The following is a 19,966-nucleotide window of genomic DNA, read 5'->3' on the forward strand; positions in this document are numbered from 1 at the left end:
GACGCCCGGCGATACACTGCACTCGACACGCTCACCCGCTCGGAAGGGGACGATGATGCAGTCCGGTCAAGGAGCCCCCACGCTCGAGATGGTCGCGGCCCGCGCGGGCGTCTCCCGCGCGACCGTGTCGCGGGTCGTGAACGGCTCACCGAAGGTCACGGCCGAGGTCGTCGCCGTCGTGAACGAGGCCATCGCCGCACTCGACTACGTCCCGAACCGCGCCGCCCGGTCCCTGGCCTCCCGCCGCACCCAGGTCATCGCGCTCGTCGTCCCGGAGTCGACCGCCCGGGTGTTCTCGGACCCGTTCTTCGCGTCGGTCGTGCAGGGCGTCGCGCTCGAACTGGCGGAGACCGACTACACGCTCAACCTCCTCATCGCGAGTGAGGCGAACTCCGAGAAGACCCGTCGCTACCTGCTCGGCGGCAACGTCGACGGCGCGCTCGTCGTGTCGCACCACAGTGGCGACCACTCGTACACCCGACTCGGCCGGGAGCTCCCGATCGTGTTCGGCGGTCGCCCCATGGGTGCCGACGTCGTCGACAGCACGTACGTCGACGTCGACAACGTCGAGGGCGCGAGGACCGCGGCCCGCCACCTCATCGAGGCCGGCCGGACGCGGATCGCGACGATCGCGGGCCGTCAGGACATGCCGGGTGGGGTCGACCGACTCGCGGGGTGGCGTGCGGAGCTCGAGCTCGCGGGTCTTCCACACGACCTCGTCGAGGTGGGCGATTTCTCCCCGGCCGACGGCGCTGCCGCGATGCGGCGTCTCCTCGCGCGCGGCGTACCCATCGACGGGCTCTTCGCCGCGAACGACCAGATGGCCGCCGGCGCGTACTCCGTCATCCGCGAGGCCGGCCTGACGATCCCCGGCGACATCGCCGTCGTGGGCTACGACGACGACCGCTACGGTGAGACCGCCGCACCGCCGCTTACGACGATCGCGCAGTCGCCCGTCGACCTCGGCGCCGAGATGGCGAGGGTGCTGGTCCGTCGCCTCGCGGGCGAGCCGGTCGAGCGCGTCACGATGATGCCGACCCGCCTCGTCCCGCGCGCCTCCGTCTGACCCTCCCCGCCAGCCCGCGAACTGTCACCAGACGACAGTCCCGGGCGTAGCGACTGTGCTGAACTGACAGTTCGCGGGCTAGGAGAGGCGGGCGCGGATGATCTCGAGCGCCTGCGGGTTCTCGTCGACGAGGACGTAACGACGACCGAGCGACTTCGCGACCGCCCCCGTCGTGCCGCTGCCGGCGAAGAAGTCGAGCACCCAGTCGCCCTCGCGGGAGGACGCCTGCACGATACGACGCAGGATTCCCTCCGGCTTCTGGGTCGGGTACCCGGTCTTCTCGCGACCGGTCGGCGACACGATCGTGTGCCACCAGACGTCGGTGGGCAGCTTGCCGCGCGCCGCCTTCTCCGCGGTGACGAGCCCGGGCGCCATGTAGGGCTCGCGATCGACGGTCGCGTTGTCGAAGTGGTACCCCTTCGGGTCCTTCACGTAGACGAGGATCGTGTCGTGCTTCGTCGGCCAGCGGCTCTGCGCCTTCGCGCCGTAGTCGTAGGCCCAGATGATCTCGTTGAGGAAGCACTCCCGGCCGAAGAGGGCGTCGAGGAGCACCTTGGCGTAGTGCGCCTCGCGGTAGTCGAGGTGGAGGTAGAGGGTGCCGTCGGCGGCCAGGACACGCCAGGCCTCGACGAGACGCGGCTCGAGGAAGCCCCAGTAGTCGTCGAAGGCGTCGTCGAAACGTCGGAGGTCGCCGCGGATGCGCTCGTACGCCTGCCCCTTGAAGCCGGCGAAACGGTTCACCCCCGTCTCGGCCGTCCGCACCGAGGTCGAGGAGTGACGACGCTGCACGCGGCCGGTGTTGAACGGCGGGTCGAGGTAGATGAGCGTGAACGACTCGTCGGGCAGCTGCGCCACAACGTCGAGGTTGTCGCCCTCGAGGACGAGGTCCGGGCCGTCCGGGGTCCATCGCAGCGGCACTTCATCGGCTGCTGCGGCGAGGGACATGTGCCTATTCTGGCAGCCAGCAGCCCGCACACCCGGGAAGGAACGATCGGCCCCGCGCGTTGTACCGCGTATGACCACGGAGTTCGCCAACGAGACCGATGCCCAGCGCTACACCATGCACGTCGACGGCCAGCTGGTGAGCGTCGTCGACTACCGCATCTCCGGCGACTCGATCTCGTTCCCGCGCACCTTCACCACGCCGCCCTTCCGCGGCAAGGGGTACGCGGGTGACCTCGTCGCCTACGCGGTCGACGACGTCGAGCAGCACAGCAAGCGGCGCATCGTGCCGATGTGCTGGTACGTGGGCGAGTGGTTCGACGCGCACCCCGAGCGTCAGGACCTCCTCACCCGCTCAGCCGGCTAGCCACCGTTCACAACTCAGGGTCACCCAGGCGCGTCTCGATCGGAGGCCCGTCCTCGGCGCTGACACGCCGGACGCGTCATGAGTTGTGAACCGCCACCAGCGCGTCACCCACCGGCCACCTGACGGTTACGCGCGGGGACTAGCGTCCCGACCATGCAGCAGCTCGTCTCGCACTACGCCCCGCCGCCCGCACTCGACCAGGTCGACGGCTACCAGGTGGTCGACGTCGACGACGACGACCCCATCCTGCTCGACGCCTCCGGCAGCCACATCGACACGTGGCGCGAGGGCTACCCGTACGCCGAGCGCATGTCGCGAGAGCAGTACGAGAGCGACAAGCGACTGCTCCAGATCGAGCTACTGAAGCTGCAGAACTGGATCAAGGCGAACGACCGTCGGCTGGTCGTCGTGTTCGAGGGACGCGACGCGGCCGGCAAGGGCGGCACGATCAAGCGCTTCACGGAGCACCTCAACCCGCGCGGCGCCCGCGTCGTCGCGCTGGAGAAGCCCACCACCCGCGAGTCCACGCAGTGGTACTTCCAGCGCTACGTCCAACACCTGCCGGCCGCCGGCGAGATCGTGCTGTTCGACCGGTCCTGGTACAACCGCGCGGGCGTCGAACGCGTGATGGGGTTCTGCACCCCGGCGCAGTACGACGAGTTCATGCGCCAGGCCCCGCTGTTCGAGCAGATGCTCGTCGGCGACGGCGTCGACCTCGTGAAGTTCTGGTTCTCCGTCTCCGCCGACGAGCAGCGCACGCGATTCGCGATCCGCCAGGTCGACCCGGTCCGGCAGTGGAAGCTCTCCCCGATGGACCTCGCCTCACTCGACAAGTGGGGCGACTACACCCGCGCGAAGGAAGCGATGCTCGAGGCGACGGACACGGCCGACGCCCCGTGGACGATCGTCAAGAGCAACGACAAGAAGCGCGCCAGGGTCGAGGCGATGCGACATGTGCTGCACCGCTTCGACTACGACAACAAGGACCACGAGGTCGTCGGCACGCCCGACACCAACATCGTCGGGCCCGCGGCCTCGGTCTACGAACGCGGCGAGCGCAACCTCGGCGACTGAACCGGACGCCGGGCCGCAGCGCCCGCTATCCTCTGGATCATGCAGCCGAAACCGTCACCGTTGCGACGCCTCACCTCCTCGAGCGCGATCTACGGCACCGTCGTCTACGCCGGCCTCGTCGGCGCGTCGAGTGTGTACGAGGAGGACGACGTCGAGCAGGTGCTCATCACGAGTGCGCTGACCCTCATCGTGTTCTGGCTCGCGCACGTCTACTCGGCCGCCCTCGCGCACCACGGTGACGACCGACACGAGGCGTTGGTGACGCTCGGCGCGTCGATCAGGCACGGGTTCCAGGAGTCGTCCGGGATGCTCCTGTCCGCCGTCCTTCCGACGATCCCGCTCGTGTTCGGCGTCGCCGGCGTGCTCAGCCATGAGCACGCCGTGATCCTGGCGTTGCAGGTGTCGACGCTGATGCTCTTCGTGCTCGGGTGCGCGGCGTTCGTGGTGCGCGGGTCACGCTGGTGGTGGTGTCTCCTCGGCGGTGTCGCGACGGCCCTGTTCGGGATCGTGATCATCCTGCTCGAGGCCGGCACCCACTAGTCCGGCCCGCGACGGGTCCCGAATGGCTGGTGCCGAGCGTCCGGGACCGACCGTTCGGGCCCCCTCGCGAGGTCAGCGGCGAGCGGCGAGCGCTTTCGCGGACTGCTGCGCGGCGCGACGGACCTCGCGGTCGGGGTCGCGGAGGAGCGCCTCGAGGAGCGGCTTGGCGTCCTCACCACCGACGACGGCGAGCGACCGGGCTCCGGCTGCGCGCACGCGGGCGTGGTCGTCGCTCAGCAGTGGTGCGATCGCGGCGACGTCGCCGATGCGGCGTTCGGCGCAGACGCGTGCGGCCATCTCGCGGACGCGCCAGGCCTGGTTGCCGAGTGCTCCGACGACGGGCGCGGTGGCCGAGTCGTCCCACACGTGCAGCAGGGCGCGGGTGCCCCAGAGCTCAGGCCAGTACAGCGCGGGCGCTCCGCCGAGGATGCCCTCGGCGTGGTGTCCGCCGACGACGCGGAGGAAGTCCTCACCCTCGTAGCGACCGGCGAGGAGGGACACGCAGCGTTCGACGACCCGGGTCTCGCTCTCGGCGGCCACCGCGTCGGCGAGCCGCTGCTCGAGGGAGGCCTGCGTGGCGGGGGTCGACGGGTCGGGTGTCTCGTTCTGCGCTGTCATCGTCCCCCCACCCTAGCCCGCGAGCTGTCACCAACGGTGGGTGATGCAGCCGCACACCCGCCACTGGTGACAGTTCGCGGGCTGCGGCAGGCTACGGGACGCGGGTGAGCCAGGCGTCGGTGGCGAACTTGTCGGTGACGAGCTGCTCGGCGGCGGCACGCTCGGCATCCGTGACGTGGCCAGGGGTCGCGCCGGTGATCTCGACGAAGGTGTCCTTCATGCGGTCGATGATCTCGGCCCGCGAGAGCCCGGTCTGGCTGCGGAGCGGGTCGACGCGTTTGGCGGCCGAGGTGGTGCCCTTGTCGCTGAGCTTCTCGCGCCCGATGCGGAGCACCTGGGTCATGAGCTCGCCGTCCATGTCGTAGCTCATCGTGACGTGGTGCAGCACGGCGCCGTTCCCGAGCCGCTTCTGCGCGGCACCGCCGATCTTGCCCGACGGGCTCGTGATGTCGTTGAGCGGCTGGTACGTCGCCTCGATGCCGAGCGAACGGAGGGCGACGAGCACCCAGTCGTCGAGGTAGGCGTAGGAGTCGGCGAAGGTCATGCCGTTCACGAGCTCGGCCGGGACGTAGAGCGAGTAGGTGATGATGCCACCGCGCTGCATCATCATCGCGCCACCGCCGGAGACGCGGCGGACGACCTCGAAGCCGTTCGCCTTCGCGTTGTCGAGGTCGACCTCGTTCTTGAGCGACTGGAAGCTGCCGATGACGACCGCCGACTGGTCCCACTCCCAGATGCGGAGCGTCGGACCGCGGCGGCCCTCGCCGACCTCGTTCGTCAGCACCTCGTCGAGCGCGAGGTGGAGTTGCGGCGACACCGAGCCCTCATGGATGAGCTGCCAGTCGTAGTCGCCCCAGCCCGTCGCCTTCGCGAGGGAGCGGCGAATGGCCGTCGCGACCGCCTCGGGCGTGAACCCGAGGAGCACGGCGTCCTCCGGCAGAGCGCCGCGGATGGCGGCGGCGAGGCCTGCGGCGTCCGTGGTGGCGGGGAGCCCGGTGACGGCGCGGTCGATCAGCGCGAGCGCGTCGTCGGGTTCGAGGAAGAAGTCACCGGCGAGACGGAAGTCCGCGATGCGGTCGTCGACCACCTCGAGATCGACGACGACGAGCTTGCCACCCGGGACCTTGTACTCACCATGCATGCCCCCAGCCTATTCCTGGACGGCGTCCGGATTCCCCGGAAGGGGCGTCGAACCAGGTCAGGAGTCGAAGCCGATGCCGAAGCGGTCCATGACCTTCAGGAGCAGGCCGTCGCGGCCCTCGTTCGCGTCGGAACGGGCGACCGCGCGGCGGACGGTCTGGATCGCAGGGTTCGCGATGGGCTCCGGCGGGATGGGGATCGGTTTGGACCGCACCATCTTCAGGCGGGTCAGCTCGGTCGACTCGCCACTCAGCAGATCGAGCATGACCTTCCCCCCGAAGCGCGTCGCGCCGACCCCGAGTCCGGTGAACCCGGCGCTGTAGGCGACGCGTCCGCCGAGGGCCGTGCCCTGGAACGCCGAGAGCCGCGAACACATGTCGATCATGCCGCCCCACGCGTGGGTGAACCGGACGTCGAGTTGCGGGTAGGTCGTGAAGAAGTGGTCGGCGAGGGTCTCGAACGTCTCGCGGCGCTGATCGTGCTCCGGTCGGATCCTGCCACCCCGGTGGTAGACCGCGTCGAAGCCGCCGTAGAGGATGCGGTCGTCGGCTGACCGGCGGGAGTAGTGGAACTCACGACTCGAATCGGCGATGCCGAAGCGGTCGGTCCACCCGATGCTCTCGAGCTGCTCCGGCGAGAGCGGCTCGGTCATGAGCACGTAGTCGTACACGGGGATCGTCAGCAGCTCCGTGCGCTTGAGGAGCGACGGGAAGCCGTTTGTGGCGAGCGCGACCTGCCGAGCCTGTACCCCGCCCTGCTTCGTGGTCACCGCGACGCCGTCGCCCGAGCGCCGCAGCCGGGTCGCCGGGGTGTGCTCGAAGACCCGCACGCCGAGCTCGATGCACGCGCGCTTCAGACCCCAGGCGAGCTTCGCCGGGTGGACGAGCGCGGTACTCTTCCACTCCCGCTGACCAGCCAGGTACACCGGCGAATGCACGAGCGCTTGGACGGCCTCGCGATCGAGGAACACACCGTCCCCCGACACCTCGCGCAGCGCGTCCACCTGGTGCGGCTCGGTCGCGACGGTGAGCACACCCGTGTGCTCGAACTCGGCGTCGATCCCGAGGCGGTCGAGCGTGGCGACGAACTCGTCGAAGTTCTCGTCCGCCAGGCGATCGAGCTCCGGCAGTTCGTCGGCGAAGTGGCGCTCGCCGTTGTCGACGCCGTGGGTGAGGCTCTCCTCGAAGAAGCCGCCGTTCCGGCCACTCGCCGCCCAGCCGACCTCCTTGCCCTCGATGAGCACGACGTCACGCGAGGGGTCGGCCTCCTTGGCGATGAGCGCCGTCCAGAGTCCGGAATAGCCGCCACCGACGACCAGGAGATCCGCCGTGACCTGGCCGACGAGTCGAGGCTCCGGCGACGGCCGATCAGGGCTGTCGAGCCAGTACGGGACCGTGCTCGCTCCCGCGAGCGACCGCGCGATGCGCTCCGCCGAGTTCCGTCTGCGGTGGCTGTAGGTGGGTCCGTCCGAGGTCACCGGGTCTCCTCTGCGTCGAGTGTGGGTGCCGCGACTGTACCCCGCGGCCTCTGAGCTTGTCACCGGGTGGTGGCGTTCGCTGCCCTTCGACAGGCTCAGGGACCGGGGCGGGCGCTCACGGACCGGGGCGGGCGCTGCCGGGCCGGGGCGGCTCAGGTTCGCTTGTCGAGCCACTCCACGACGTCGCGCTCGACGTCCTCGCGGTTCAGCTCGTTGAAGATCTCGTGCCGAGCCTCGGGGTAGATGATGAGCGTCACATCCGTCAGCTTCGACCGCTTCACGTACGCGTCGCGGAGGAGGGTCAGGCCACGGACGCCACCGAGCGAGTCGTCGGACCCACCGAGGATGAGCACCGGAACCGCGCGCGGCAGGCGCTTCGGCGGGCGACCGAGGAAGGCGAACGCCTGGATCGGGTTCCACACCGGGGTGACGCCGATGTCGAAGTTGCGCTCGTCGGCGGCGAATGCGGCCCAGGCGGCCGGGTCGCGGTTGAGCCACTCGAGACCGGTCTTCCCGGTCTTCCGCCAGCGCTTGTTGAGGTCACCGGCGTTGATGACGCCGGGCATCGCGAGCGAGGTGCCCGAGAGGATGAGGAGCTCGTAGAGGTCGTGTTCGGCGACGACCTTCTGCGCCATGAGCGAGCCCCAGCTGTGCCCGAGCAACGCGAGCCGCGACTCGGGGAAGCGGGTCCGCAGGTACCGGCCGACGGCGGCGACGGAGTCGATCGCACCCCGGGTCGTCCGCGGGCCGAGCTTGCCGAGGCCGAGGTGCTCGAGCCCCGTGCGACCATGGCCGCGGTGGTCGTCGGCCGCGACCGTGTACCCCGCGTCGTTGAGCCGTGCGGCGAGGCGATCGTAGCGGAGGGCGTGCTCCCCCGCACCGTGGGCGATGTGCACGACGGCCCGCGGATTCGGCACCTCCCACAGGTAGACGTAGACCGTGACGCCGTCGTCGTCGACGATCGTCTCGGTCGCATACGGTCGCGGCTCGACGGGGCGGTTCGCGTCGTCGACGGGTGGCGGGGTCTGCTCGCTCATCCCGCCAGCGTAGGCCCTCGGCCCGGCGGCGTGGCGAGTCCGTTTGCAGTTCCCGGAGGGCAGGCGTACGGTGAACGAGGCCCGAACGGCGGGCCGGCAGGTTTCGACGGAAGCGAGGTGAGCGGCCATGGCTGGTGACAGTATCCGCGCCATCGCATCGACGAACCGCCTCGCCTCCCTCACCCGGTAGGCGCTGCCACCGCCGGTGCCGAGGCGCCCTCACTCACACCTCCCCGGGTGCGATCCACCGCGATCGCCTGCACCCGCGCGGCCGCCGCACGTTCCCGTCGATCGATGGACGGAGACCTCATGGCACTCATCGACAACGGCATCTACGTGACCGGACGGCGCTCGGCGAGCCCGCGATCGCTCGACGCGACGTACGAGCTCCTCAACGAACAGCGCGGCATGGCCTGGATCGGCCTGTACCGCCCGGAACCGTCGGAGATCCGCTCCGTCGCTCAGGAGTTCGACCTGCATCCGCTCGCCGTCGAGGACGCCCTGAAGGGCCATCAGCGGGCGAAGCTCGAACGTTACGGCGACACGCTGTTCGTCGTCCTGCGTCCCGCCCGCTACCTGGACGAGGAGGAGCGGGTCGAGTTCGGTGAGGTACACCTGTTCGTCGGACCCGGATTCGTCGTCACGGTCCGCCACGCGGAGAAGCCCGACCTCGGCCAGGTCAGGCGGCGACTCGAAGCCCGGCCCGACATCCTCGCGCTCGGCCCCGACGCCGTCCTGCACGCCGTGCTCGACCAGGTCGTCGACGGCTACGGTCCCGTCGTCGCGGGGCTCGAGAACGACATCGACGAGATCGAGGACGAGCTCTTCGGCGACGCTGCGGACGTCTCGCGTCGCATCTACGAGCTGCTGCGTCAGGTCATCGCGTTCCAGCGCGCGACCACGCCCCTGCGGGCCATGCTCCACGGGCTGCTGCAGGGCGCCGACAAGTACGGTCTCGACGAGGAGCTGCGCAACGGCTTCCGCGACGTGCTCGACCACACCCTCCGGATCGCGGAGCGCGTCGACTCCTTCCGTCACCTGCTCCGGAACGCGCTGACGGTGCACGCGACGCTCATGACGCAGCAGCAGAACGAGGAGATGCGACGCCTCTCGGAGGCGAGCCTCGCGCAGAACGAGGAGTCGCGTCGGATGAGCGAGACGGCGCTGGCGCAGAACGAGGAGATCAAGCGGATCTCCTCCTGGGCGGCGATCCTCTTCGCCCCGACACTCATCGGCACCGTCTACGGCATGAACTTCGACGACATGCCGGAGCTCCACTGGCAGTTCGGCTACCCGGTCGCGATCGGAGCGATGCTCGTCCTCTCCGGCACTCTCTACGCGATCTTCCGAGCGCGCCGCTGGCTCTGACCGCACCCCAGCCCGCGAACTGTCACCAACCGTCAGTCCTGCACCCCGTGCACTGTCGGTTGGTGACAGTTCGCGGGTTTACTTAGGGTGGCTAATTTGCTAGGCTAATGAATCGTGGCAAGCGGAGCAGCGACGAAGACCAGGGCACTGACGATCGCCGAGCAGGCGTCCGAACTCCGGATGGGCACCTTCCGGCTCGCGAGACGACTGCGCGGGGAGAAGTCGGTCGACGACCTCAGCGATCCGCAGTTCTCCGTCCTCGGAGGGCTCTACAAAGAGGGCTCCGCAACCCTGCGGGCACTGGCCGAACGCGACCGCGTGTCCGCGCCATCCATGAATCGCACCGTCAACTGCCTCGAAGAGGCCGGGTACGTCACCCGAGAAACCGACGCGGCCGACCGCCGGAAGGTCACCATCGCCCTCACCGAAGCGGGCCATACCACCGTCACCGAGACCGTCCGGAAACGCGACGCGTGGATCACCCAGCAGCTGCGCGCGCTCACCCCGGACGAACGCGACACCCTCGCCCGCGCAGCCGAGATCATGAGGAGACTCGCCACCCAGTGAGTGCAATGTTCCGTTCCCTGTCCAGCGTCAACTACCGCATCTGGTTCATCGGCGCCCTTGTGTCGAACGTCGGCGCCTGGATGCAGGCCACCACCCAGAACTGGGTCGTGCTGACCGACCTCACCGACAACGACGCCGTGGCCGTCGGCGCCACCATGGCCCTGCAGTTCGGGCCGCAGCTCGTCCTCGTGCCGATCACCGGTCTCATCGCCGACCGCTTCGACAAGCGGAAGATCCTCATCCTCACCCAGTCGAGCCTCATGCTCCTGGCCGCAGCGCTCGGCGCCCTGCTCATCTTCGGTCACGCCGAGCTGTGGCACATGTACCTCTTCGCGCTGGCCCTCGGCATCATCAACGCCGTCGACGGCCCGGCCCGCCAGACCTTCGTCTCCGAGCTCGTCGACGAGCACAACATGTCGAACGCCGTCGCGCTCAACTCGGCGTCCTTCAACGCGGCGCGCATGGTCGGCCCCGCCATCGCCGGTCTCCTCATCGTCGCGATCGGCTCCGGGTGGGTGTTCGTCGTGAACGCCTTCACCTTCCTCGGCGTCATCGGCGCCCTGTTGGCCCTGCGCACCGGCAAGCTCCGCCGCGCGCCGCGCCCACCGCGGGCTCGAGGACAGTTCGTCGAGGGCTTCCGCTACGTCCGCGGGCGGCCGGACCTCATGGTCGTCTTCGTGATCGTGTTCATCATGGGCGCGTTCGGCATGAACTTCCCGATCTTCGCCTCGACCATGGCCGTCGAGTTCGGCAAGGGAGCTGGCGAGTACGGCATCCTCTCGTCGGTGCTCGCGATCGGTTCCCTGACCGGGGCGCTCCTCGCGGCGCGGCGGGCGAAGGCCCAGATGCGGATGATCGTCGGCGCGGCCGGGCTCTTCGGGGTCGCTGCCCTCACGGCCGCGTTCATGCCGAGCTACTGGTCGTTCGCCGCCGTGCTGATCCTCGTCGGCTTCTCGACGGTGACGCTCCTGACGACCGCGAACGGACTCGTGCAGACGAGCACCGAGGCCGCCGTCCGTGGCCGGGTGATGGCGCTGTACATGGCGATCCTCATGGGTGGCACCCCGATCGGCGCGCCCATCGTCGGGTGGGTGGCGAACACCTTCGGGCCGCGCTGGGCGCTCGGCCTGGGCGCACTCGCCGGCTTCGCCGCCTGCGCCACCGGCCTGGCCTACGGGGTGTTCCGTCATCACCTCCGCCTGCGCGTCGCGCCCGACTCCCGCTGGCGCCTGCAGTTCACCCACGACGGCGTCGTGTCCCCGGTCACGCCGGAGGACTTCTCGGAGCAGATCGCGCTCACCTCGCCGATCCCGCTGCCGAAGCCGCGCGCGAAGGCGCCCGAGCCGCGTCCCGAGTCGCGTCCCGAGTCGTCGCCGGTCGACGAGTCGATGACCCTCACCGGCTCCCGCCGCTAGACGGTCCTCCGCTCCGACCCGCTCGGCGTTCACAACTCCTGCATCCTGCGACCGCCGGGGCTCGCGGGCGGGCGGGGCAGCGGGTGACGCCGCCGGTCGTCGCAGGCGGCAGGAGTTACGAACGAGCCGCCACCGGACGGAGGCTCGGGACCCAGCACCGCAGGTCCTCGCGGTAGCGGCGGTACGGCTCGCCGAAGCGCGCCTCGAGGTCGGCCTCTTCGACCGGCCGGACCAGGACGTTCCAGACGACGGCACCGAAGACCGCGTACACGACCACGATCCAGGACGACAGCAGGAGTCCGACGCCGACACCTTGGACGATGCTGCCGACGGCCATCGGATTGCGGACGAAGCGATACGGCCCGGCGATGACGAGTCGGTTCGGCATCGCGGCGGGCAGCGGCGTCCCACCCCCGGTCGTCGCCATCGCGGCTGCGGACCAGAGCCCGACGACGCTCCCGAGCACCAAGACGACGATGCCGGCGATGACGGCGAACTGCTCCGCACCCGGCGGTAGGGCGATCGCGACCCGCCATCGCAGCTCGAAGAACCGCAGGACGGCGGGGATCACCGCGAGGAAGACGCCCCAGAACGCGACGATCTCGACGGCGGTCCTCGCGAGTTGTGAACCGGTCGACGCCGACGCATCGGCTGGGCGGAACGCGAACGGCCCGATGGCGATCCATGCTCTCGGGATCCCGCCGGTGAGGACGAGCGCGAGTGCCGTGACCGAGCCGACCGCGGCGCCGACCATCAGCAGGGCGCCGATCCCCGCCTCCTGGGTCACGGCCGCGAAGATCCCCAGTGACACGGTGACCAGCAGCGTCCATCCGGTCGCGAGGATCGCCGCCCATCGGATGGCCCATGCGGCGAGCGCCGAGGCGACGACGAAGAGTGGGACGTCGAGCACGGCCATGACGACGGGGTCGAGGCTGCCGAGCGTCGCCGCACGGACGGGCGGAACGAGGAACACCGACACCCACCATGCTGCACCGGCGAGGGCCTGCACGGCGAAGTACCAGCGCCCCCAGCGCTCGGCGCTCATGTGATCGTCGGTGTCGGTGTCGGCGGCGTCATCGGCGTCGGCGGGCGATGAGCCACGCGACGAAACGCCACCCCAGGAGGAGTGCGGCGAGGACGAGGACGGTCACGATGACGAAGCTGAGTTGGACGCCCTGGCCGGAGACCGCGCGCAGCACCATCCCGACGACGACGGTCGACACCCAGACCACGACGCCGGCCCAGCGGACGGAGCGGGTCTCGCGCTGACCGAGGACGAGCGCGAGGACGTGTCCGACGAGGAGCCCGACGGCGAACGGCCACAGCGTCACGAGGAGTCCGAGGATGCCTTCGCCGTGGCTGGCGCGGCCGATGAGGACGAACACGATGACGGCGAGGAGGTCGATGCCGACGGTCGCGGCGAATCCGGCGGGGGTCCTGCTGGGGCGGTCCATCCCCTCACCCTATTGGCGTCGCCGCCGCCCACCCTGGAGGGAGGCCGCATGGCGCGCTGCGGGGTCTGTCGCTCGGTGCCGTCGCTGGCTACGATGGCGCTGACACTCGATCGACGAAGGAGCCGTCATGTCGTTCCAGGCCTATCTCGATGCCGCCGAGGCGAAGACCGGTAAGACCCCGCGCGAGCTCGTCGACGAGGCGCACGACCGCGGCTTCGACGTGTCGACCAAGGCCGGCGAGATCCTCGAGTGGCTGAAGACGGACTACGAGCTCGGCCGGGGTCATGGGATGGCGCTCGTCCACGTCATCAAGAACGGACCGACGATCAGCGAGAAGCACGTCGGCACCGACGGGGTGCACCGCGACGAGTCGACCGAGCTCTGGCTCGACGGAGCGGCGACGAGGCCCGCCGCCACCTGATCCCCGTCCGGGTTGCTGCCAGCGCGGTGCGCTCGCGTGAGCGCGGGTCTGTGGCGTGAGCGCGCCCCTCTGGAGACCCGCGGTCACCTGCCAGACCCGCGCTGAAGCCTGAACACCGCCGCTCGCGTCAGCGCACCGCGCTGGGCCCGGGACACCGACCTTCACGTCAGCGCGGTGCGCTGGCGGGCGGACGCGCCGCTCAGTACCAGAAGATCGGGATCCAGTCGCGATGGTGCGCGTGCACGATCGCGAGGAAGACGATCGCGTCGAACAGGAGGTGCACCGCGAGGATGTATCCGAGCGACCGCGTCTTCGAGAACAGGTACCCCTGGAGGAGCGCGAACGGGAACGTCAGGAGCGGACCCCACGAGCGGTAACCGAGTTCCCAGAGGAACGAGACGAAGATGACGGCCTGCAGCAGGTTGGCCTGCCAGACCGGGAAGTGCCGGCGCAGCAGGGCGAAGCAGGTGCAGATGAAGAACAGCTCGTCCCATGTGCCGACCGCGTTGACGCCGACGAAGAACCGGCCGAGTTCTCCGGCGTCGCTGATCACCGGCCAGTTCTCGTAGGCACCGGAGCGGATGAAGTAGAACGGGAGGATCGCCCAGCCGAGCAGCGGGACGGCGAAGAGGTAGGCGATCTCGCCCTTCGTCTTCTTCTCGCGGCTGCGCCAGGGGAAGGTGATCGCCTTCCGCCGGTAGACGAATCGGTCGATGAGGAACGGGACGCCTACCGCCAGCAGGAGGACGGTGCCGATGCGGAAGAAGCTCGGCCAGGAGACGTCCGCTTCCACGGACGTGGTCGAGACGATCCCGATGCCGATCGCGATGAGGAACAGGTCCTTCGCGAGGTCGCGGTCGATGAGGATCGCGGTCGCGAGCGCGGCGACGAGGAGCGGGTAGCCGGCGAGCGGCTGCATGAGGCCGAAGAGGCAGAACGCGGACGCGGCGAGCAGCACCGCGGGGATCAGCTTCATCGGGCGGCGGGCCGGGACGATCATCTCGGTCTGCATGCCGTCGATCCTACGGGTGCCGGCGCGGGGCGCCGACGCGAGCGCGGGCTTGTAGGCGTCGGCGCGGTGCGCTGACGCGAGAGCACCTGAACGGGCGCGATCGCGTAGCCGACGCGTGAGCGCGACCCTCCGGAGCCCCGCGCTCACGCGCATGACCCGCGCTCGCGTCAGCGCACCGCACTGGCAGCAGCACCACCCGGGTCAGGCCTCTCGGGTGATCTCGACCTTCACGAAGAGCTTCGAGCGGTAGGGGCCCGCGTACACACCACGGAGTGGGGAGACGTCACCGTAGTCACGACCCCGCCCGATGAGGACGTGACGCTCGCCCACGTCGACCATGTTGGTCGGGTCGAATCCACGCCAGTCACCGCAGAACCACTCGACCCACGCGTGTGACTCCCCCGTCACCGTCTCGCCGATCGCCGCATGCGGCTTCGGGTGCAGGTACCCCGACACGTAGCGGGCCGGGATCCCCACCGAGCGCAGCGCTCCGAGGACGATGTGCGTGATGTCCTGACAGACGCCCTTGCGGTTCGCCCACGCCTCGGCGGCGGTCGAGTACACACTCGTGACGCCCTGCACGTAATCCATCTGCTCGCCGATCTCCCGGCTGATGGCCATCGCGGCCTCGCACGGGCTCTCGTAGCGGTCGGCGATGGTCCGGGCGAGCTCGACGAGGTCGTCCGGCGGCGTCGTGCGGCGGGTCTGTTCCAAGTGCTCCACCCGCGTCACGGCGGCCTGGGTCGCGATGTCGAGCTGCTCCCAGCCGGTCGGGTGCGGCTCATGCTTGCGCGGCCGGACCTCGACGAGGCTCGTCGCCGTGAGCGAGAGCTCCTCGTGCGGCGTCAGCACCTCGAACGCCGAGACCTTCATGCCCCAGTAGTCGGTGTACGTCGACTGCGACGCCCCCGGCTGGATGTCGATGTGCGAGTACAGGACGTACTGGTCCTCGGTCGTCACCGGCAGCATGCGCGCCTCGTTGTACGAGGCGTTGACCTTGCCGCCGTAGGAGAAGCCCGTGCTGTGCTTGATGTGGAGCCGGGTCATGAGTTCTCTCCGATCCATGCGGGCACCGCATGAGTGGGGAAGTAGCGTTCGCGGATCGCCTCCGACACCTGGCTGGTGACGTTCTGCACGGCGTCCATCCGACCGGGGAGGTCGACGAGCGTGTCCTGGATGGGCCGGTACTCGAGGTCGCTGCGGATCTGACCGAGCAGGCGCTGGGCGGAATCAACCGTCCCGACGCGGCCTCGGCGCGGTTCGAGGTCGCGCATGCACTCCTCGGCCCGGCTGATGGAGAACATGACCGACCGGGGGAAGAGCTGGTCGAGCAGGAGGAACTCGGCCGCGTTCTTCGCGCTCGGCATGCCGCGGTACGTGCGCAGGTAGGCCTCGTAGGCGCCGCAGGAGCGGAGGATCGTCGTCCAGGACGGACCGCTCGCCTCGGTGAGCGACCGCGTCGCCAGGAGTCGGGCCGTCATGTCGGCGCGTTCGAGGCTGCGACCGAGGGTGAAGAAGCGCCAGGCGTCGTCACGACTCGTGGCGGAGTCGACGATGCCGACGGCGAGGGCCGAACGCTCGCGCACCCACCCGAAGAACTCGTGCACCTTGTCGCTCGCGACGCGACGCGGCATCCGGGCACGGGTCGTGTTGAGGCACTCCCAGAGCTCGGTCGACACGATCTCGCGGGCGCGCCGGGCGTTCTCGCGGGCGGCGCCGAGCGAGTAGGCGATCGACGCCGGGTGCGTGCGGTCGACGGCGAGCTGCGCGAGGACGTCCTGGCGGGTGAGCTCCTGGTCGGCAGGCGCGTCGCTGCCCATGACGGACAGCAGCGACCGGCAGGCGGTGTCCTCGTCGATCCACGGGTCCTCGAGCAGCAGCTGCAGGTGGACGTCGAGGATGCGCGCGGTGCCGTCACTGCGTTCGATGTAGCGGCCGATCCAGAAGAGGCTCTCGGCGATGCGGCTCAGCATGATGCGTCCTCCTGCGTCGACCCGTCGGCAGCGGGCTCGGAGAGCGTCTGCTGCTGCTGCTCCTGCTGGTCCTGGTTGCCGGCCGGACGGTCCTGGGGCGAGTGCTCGGGGGTCGTGCCGTGGTCGTAGATGATCGGGATCGACGTCGTCTCGGTCGTGGCCTGCTCGGCGACGAGACCCTGGATGTCGTGCGAGGACGCCTCGGGCGCCGCGTTGGGGTCGAACGGACGTCCGACGACCCAGGTGTCCTTCGAGCCGCCGCCCTGGCTGGAGTTCACGACCAGCTGCCCCTCCGGGAGGGCGACGCGCGTCAGGCCGCCGGGCAGCACCCAGACGTCGTTGCCGTCGTTGACCGCGAACGGTCGCAGGTCGGCGTGGCGGGGACGCATGCCGTCCTCGACGAGCGTCGGGATGGTGGAGAGCATGACGACCGGCTGCGCGATCCAGCCGCGCGGGTCCTCCTGCAGCTTCGTCTTGAGGGTCGCGAGCTCCTCCTTCGACGCGTCCGGGCCCACGACGAGACCCTTGCCGCCGGAGCCGTCGACGGGCTTGATGACGAGCTCGTCCAGGCGGTCGAGCACTTCCTCGAGGGCGAGCGGGTCTTCGAGACGCCAGGTGTCGACGTTCGGGAGGATCGCGTCCTCGGCGAGGTAGTACTTGATGAGGTCGGGCAGGTACGTGTAGACGAGCTTGTCGTCGGCGACACCGTTCCCGACCGCGTTCGCGATGGTCACGTTGCCGAGGCGCGCGGCGAGCATGAGCCCGGGCGAACCGAGCATGGAGTCGGCGCGGAACGACAGCGGGTCGAGGAACTCGTCATCGACACGGCGGTAGATGACGTCGACGCGCGTGGGCCCGGCGGTCGTGCGCATGAAGACCTTGCCGCCGGAGCAGAAGAGGTCGCGACCCTCGACGAGCTCGACGCCCATGAGCCGCGCGAGCAGCGTGTGCTCGAAGTACGCGGAGTTGTACACGCCGGGGGTGAGGACGACGACGTTCGGGTCCTCGACGCCGGGCGGGGCCGACGCACGCAGCGCCTGCAGAAGCTTGTTGGGGTAGTCGCCGACCGGACGGACGCGCATCGACACGAACAGCTCGGGGAGCGTCTGCGCCATCACACGACGGTTGGAGATGACGTAGCTGACGCCGGACGGGACCCGGACGTTGTCCTCGAGGACACGCATCTGACCGTGCTCGTCGCGGATGAGGTCGATACCGGAGACCTGGATGCGGACGCCGTTCGCCGCCTGGATCCCGTAGGCCTGCCGGTGGAAGTGCGACGATGAGGAGATGAGCTTCGCGGGGATGACGCCGTCGCGTACGGCGAGCTGCGGGCCGTAGACGTCGGCGAGGAAGGCCTCGAGCGCCTTGACACGCTGCTTGATGCCGGCCTCGACCTGCGTCCACTCCTGCTGCTCGATCACCCGCGGGACCGCGTCGAGCGGGAACGGACGCTCCTCGCCGGCGAAGTCGAAGGTCACGCCCTGGGCGAGGTAGGAGCTGGCGAGGGCGTCGGTGCGGCCTCGGAGCTCCTCCTGGGTCATCCGTGCGAGGGAGCTGTAGATCTCCTGGTACGCCCGCCTGGCGGTCGCACCACCCGCGTGTTCCGCCGCCTCGCCGAACATCTCGTCGAACGCGGGAACACCGCCCGGAGTCTTGCGCGGGGCGAGCGTGCCGCCATAGCCGTTGAACAGGTCACCCATGGGCCGACTCTACCGGGACACATGTTGCCGGGGTGTTTCGGAGCGCGGAGAGGACGCCCCACCGGCCAACGAGCCACCCCACCGGCCACCGAGCCACCCCACCGGCCACCGAACTTGTCGAGGTGCGCCCTTCGACAAGCTCAGGGACCGAAGGAGGTCGCTCAGGGACCGGCGGAGGTCGCTCAGGGACAGGCGGGGTGAAGCGAGCCCTACGCGACCGAGGCGGCGGTGAGGGCGGCCAGCTCGTCGGCGGAGAGCTCGAGCGTCGCCGAGGCGAGGAGGTCGGGCAGCTGCTCGACCGTGCGGGCACTCGCGATGGGAGCGGCGACGGTCGGCTGCGAGCGGAGCCACGCGAGCGAGACCGTCGCGACCGAGACGCCGTGGGCGGCGGCGACCTCGTCGAGGACCGGCAGGAGCGCGGCGTGGGCGGCCAGGTAGGCCTGGGCTCCCTCGGCGCGGACGCTGTCGACGCTCGACCCCTCGCGGTACTTGCCCGTCAGGAAGCCCTTGGCGAGCGAGAAGTACGGCAGCACCGCGAGCTGCTCGCGCTCGGCGATCGTGCGCAGCTCACCCTCGAAGTCGCGCTCGACGAGGTTGTAGTGGGGCTGGAGGGCGATCGGGCGGTGGAGCCCCTTGGCCTCGACGATCTCGAACCACTCGGCGATGCGCGCTGCGGAGTAGTTGGAGATGCCGAGGTAGCGGACCTTGCCGGCGTCGACGAGCGACGACAGCGCGGTCACCGTCTCCTCCAACGGCACGGACTCGTCGTCGAAGTGCGCGTAGTAGAGGTCGATGTGGTCGGTGCGGAGGCGCTCGAGTGAGGCGTCGGCGGCCTTCAGGATGTTGTCGGCCGCGAGCCCCTGGAAGTCGGGGTGCTGGCTGACCTTCGTCGCGATGACGAGCTCGTCGCGGTTGCCGCGGAGTTCCTGCCACTCGCCGATGAGTCGCTCGGAGTCACCGCCGGTGTTGCCGGGCACCCACGCGGAGTAACCGTCGGCGGTGTCGATGAAGTTACCGCCACCCGCGACGTAGGCGTCGAGGATGTCGAACGAGGTCTGCCGGTCGGCGGTCCAACCGAACACATTGCCGCCGAGGTTCAGCGGGAAGACGGACAGGTCGGACGTTCCGAGGGTGGTGCGGGCGTGAGTCATCTGATGATCCTCCAGAGGTTCGGTGCATCGCTGGTACTTCTCCTCACGCTAAGCCCGCAGACGGCTCGACTATTCCGTCGTGTCGCCCGATGACGAGCGGGCCGCCGAGGCCGGACTGGCTCTCCACGGCCCGGCACCGACCGTCCTACAGTGGGCCGATGGGCTACCGCATCGACGACTCGAAGGACCGCATCGACCAGGACGCCGTGTGGGCCCTGCTCCGTGAGGTCTACTGGGCCAAATGGCGCAGCCGAACCGACGTCGAGGCACAGATCGACGACGCCTGGCGCGTGATCGGCGTGTACGAGGAGGAGACCGGCGCACAGGTCGGCTTCGCTCGGGCGGTGTCCGACGGCGTCGGCTTCGCGTACCTCGCCGACGTGGTGGTCCTCGAGGCCCACCGCGGCCACGGACTGGGCAAGCGGATCGTGCAGGCGATGATCGACGACGGTCCCGGCGCGCACTTCCGGTGGACACTCTTCACGAGCGACGCGCACGGCCTCTACGAGCAGTTCGGGTTCACCGATCCCGGCCCGACGGCGCTCGTCCGTCCAGCCGCGCAGCTGCCCGTCCACCCGAGCCAGGTCCCGACCGCCTGAGGTGCGGCGAATCGTCGTCCCACGGCGACTCGAACGACGAAT

Annotated in this window: 21 protein-coding genes; 9 read left to right on the forward strand and 12 right to left on the reverse strand. The window is 69.7% G+C overall.

Translation table 11 applies throughout. The features are described from left to right. Positions 1–52: 52 nt before the first annotated feature. Positions 53–1,066, forward strand: a complete 1,014-nt coding sequence (locus tag GV015_RS01450; protein ID WP_159876110.1) for a LacI family DNA-binding transcriptional regulator — start codon at positions 53–55, stop codon at positions 1,064–1,066. Between the two features lie 78 nt (positions 1,067–1,144). Here the strand turns inward: GV015_RS01450 and GV015_RS01455 are convergent, their stop codons facing one another. Next, positions 1,145–2,011: a site-specific DNA-methyltransferase gene (locus GV015_RS01455; RefSeq protein WP_159876112.1), complete on the reverse strand. Its 867-nt coding sequence runs from the start codon at positions 2,009–2,011 to the stop codon at positions 1,145–1,147. Between the two features lie 70 nt (positions 2,012–2,081). Here GV015_RS01455 and GV015_RS01460 point away from each other — a divergent pair, with 70 nt between their 5' ends. The 3 genes from GV015_RS01460 to GV015_RS01470 all read left to right on the forward strand — a co-directional run bounded on the left by GV015_RS01460 (position 2,082) and on the right by GV015_RS01470 (position 3,989). Then, positions 2,082–2,375: a GNAT family N-acetyltransferase gene (locus GV015_RS01460; RefSeq protein ID WP_159876114.1), complete on the forward strand. Its 294-nt coding sequence runs from the start codon at positions 2,082–2,084 to the stop codon at positions 2,373–2,375. 153 nt (positions 2,376–2,528) lie between these two features. Then, complete coding sequence (ppk2, locus tag GV015_RS01465) at positions 2,529–3,449, forward strand: polyphosphate kinase 2 (RefSeq protein WP_124767589.1); 921 nt, start codon at positions 2,529–2,531, stop codon at positions 3,447–3,449. A 39-nt stretch (positions 3,450–3,488) separates the two neighbouring features. Further along, positions 3,489–3,989 (forward strand): hypothetical protein, encoded by a 501-nt coding sequence (locus tag GV015_RS01470; RefSeq protein ID WP_079706439.1) that lies wholly within the window; start codon positions 3,489–3,491, stop codon positions 3,987–3,989. A 72-nt stretch (positions 3,990–4,061) separates the two neighbouring features. Here the strand turns inward: GV015_RS01470 and GV015_RS01475 are convergent, their stop codons facing one another. The 4 genes from GV015_RS01475 to GV015_RS01490 form a co-directional block, all read right to left on the reverse strand. Beyond that, complete coding sequence (locus GV015_RS01475; protein ID WP_159876117.1) at positions 4,062–4,607, reverse strand: HEAT repeat domain-containing protein; 546 nt, start codon at positions 4,605–4,607, stop codon at positions 4,062–4,064. A 91-nt stretch (positions 4,608–4,698) separates the two neighbouring features. Further along, on the reverse strand, positions 4,699–5,748 hold the full coding sequence (locus GV015_RS01480; RefSeq protein ID WP_079706437.1) for a biotin/lipoate A/B protein ligase family protein: 1,050 nt from the start codon (positions 5,746–5,748) through the stop codon (positions 4,699–4,701). 57 nt (positions 5,749–5,805) lie between these two features. Further along, positions 5,806–7,224 (reverse strand): FAD-binding oxidoreductase, encoded by a 1,419-nt coding sequence (locus GV015_RS01485; protein WP_236555282.1) that lies wholly within the window; start codon positions 7,222–7,224, stop codon positions 5,806–5,808. A gap of 152 nt (positions 7,225–7,376) precedes the next feature. Then, positions 7,377–8,261, reverse strand: coding sequence for an alpha/beta hydrolase (locus GV015_RS01490; RefSeq protein WP_159876119.1), 885 nt, complete (start codon positions 8,259–8,261; stop codon positions 7,377–7,379). Between the two features lie 309 nt (positions 8,262–8,570). Here GV015_RS01490 and GV015_RS01495 point away from each other — a divergent pair, with 309 nt between their 5' ends. From GV015_RS01495 to GV015_RS01505, 3 genes are all read left to right on the forward strand, one after another. Next, a complete protein-coding gene (locus GV015_RS01495; RefSeq protein WP_064295772.1) occupies positions 8,571–9,629 on the forward strand; it encodes a magnesium and cobalt transport protein CorA in 1,059 nt (352 codons plus the stop codon). Positions 9,630–9,743: 114 nt separating this feature from the next. Continuing rightward, positions 9,744–10,196 (forward strand): MarR family winged helix-turn-helix transcriptional regulator, encoded by a 453-nt coding sequence (locus GV015_RS01500; RefSeq protein ID WP_229939713.1) that lies wholly within the window; start codon positions 9,744–9,746, stop codon positions 10,194–10,196. Positions 10,197–10,201: 5 nt separating this feature from the next. Then, a complete protein-coding gene (locus tag GV015_RS01505) occupies positions 10,202–11,611 on the forward strand; it encodes an MFS transporter (protein ID WP_159876121.1) in 1,410 nt (469 codons plus the stop codon). A 115-nt stretch (positions 11,612–11,726) separates the two neighbouring features. Here GV015_RS01505 and GV015_RS01510 read toward each other — a convergent pair whose 3' ends face one another. Next, on the reverse strand, positions 11,727–12,656 hold the full coding sequence (locus GV015_RS01510) for an isoprenylcysteine carboxylmethyltransferase family protein (RefSeq protein ID WP_159876123.1): 930 nt from the start codon (positions 12,654–12,656) through the stop codon (positions 11,727–11,729). A 28-nt stretch (positions 12,657–12,684) separates the two neighbouring features. Beyond that, complete coding sequence (locus GV015_RS01515) at positions 12,685–13,065, reverse strand: DUF3054 domain-containing protein (RefSeq protein ID WP_064295756.1); 381 nt, start codon at positions 13,063–13,065, stop codon at positions 12,685–12,687. 127 nt (positions 13,066–13,192) lie between these two features. Between GV015_RS01515 and GV015_RS01520 the strand changes: the two genes are divergently transcribed. Then, complete coding sequence (locus GV015_RS01520) at positions 13,193–13,486, forward strand: DUF4287 domain-containing protein (protein WP_159876125.1); 294 nt, start codon at positions 13,193–13,195, stop codon at positions 13,484–13,486. Positions 13,487–13,685: 199 nt separating this feature from the next. Here the strand turns inward: GV015_RS01520 and GV015_RS01525 are convergent, their stop codons facing one another. The 5 genes from GV015_RS01525 to GV015_RS01545 all read right to left on the reverse strand — a co-directional run bounded on the left by GV015_RS01525 (position 13,686) and on the right by GV015_RS01545 (position 19,325). Next, positions 13,686–14,498, reverse strand: a complete 813-nt coding sequence (locus tag GV015_RS01525) for a CPBP family intramembrane glutamic endopeptidase (RefSeq protein WP_079706990.1) — start codon at positions 14,496–14,498, stop codon at positions 13,686–13,688. Between the two features lie 201 nt (positions 14,499–14,699). Continuing rightward, positions 14,700–15,545 (reverse strand): transglutaminase family protein, encoded by an 846-nt coding sequence (locus GV015_RS01530; RefSeq protein WP_079706431.1) that lies wholly within the window; start codon positions 15,543–15,545, stop codon positions 14,700–14,702. Further along, on the reverse strand, positions 15,542–16,471 hold the full coding sequence (locus GV015_RS01535; RefSeq protein ID WP_064295753.1) for an alpha-E domain-containing protein: 930 nt from the start codon (positions 16,469–16,471) through the stop codon (positions 15,542–15,544). The genes GV015_RS01530 and GV015_RS01535 overlap by 4 nt, the downstream gene beginning before the upstream one ends. Next, positions 16,465–18,174, reverse strand: coding sequence for a circularly permuted type 2 ATP-grasp protein (locus GV015_RS01540; RefSeq protein WP_124767596.1), 1,710 nt, complete (start codon positions 18,172–18,174; stop codon positions 16,465–16,467). Before GV015_RS01540 ends, GV015_RS01535 begins: the two co-directional genes overlap by 7 nt. A gap of 209 nt (positions 18,175–18,383) precedes the next feature. Next, a complete protein-coding gene (locus GV015_RS01545) occupies positions 18,384–19,325 on the reverse strand; it encodes an aldo/keto reductase (protein ID WP_159876127.1) in 942 nt (313 codons plus the stop codon). Between the two features lie 158 nt (positions 19,326–19,483). On the opposite strand from GV015_RS01545, the gene GV015_RS01550 reads away from it, so the two are divergent. Beyond that, the gene (locus GV015_RS01550; RefSeq protein ID WP_159876129.1) at positions 19,484–19,924 is read left to right on the forward strand and encodes a GNAT family N-acetyltransferase; all 441 of its coding nucleotides are present in this window, start codon (positions 19,484–19,486) and stop codon (positions 19,922–19,924) included. Positions 19,925–19,966 lie beyond the last annotated feature (42 nt).

Origin of the sequence: Plantibacter sp. T3 (assembly GCF_902506515.1) — a bacterium.
In the GTDB taxonomy this organism is placed as follows: Bacteria; Actinomycetota; Actinomycetes; order Actinomycetales; family Microbacteriaceae; genus Plantibacter; species Plantibacter auratus.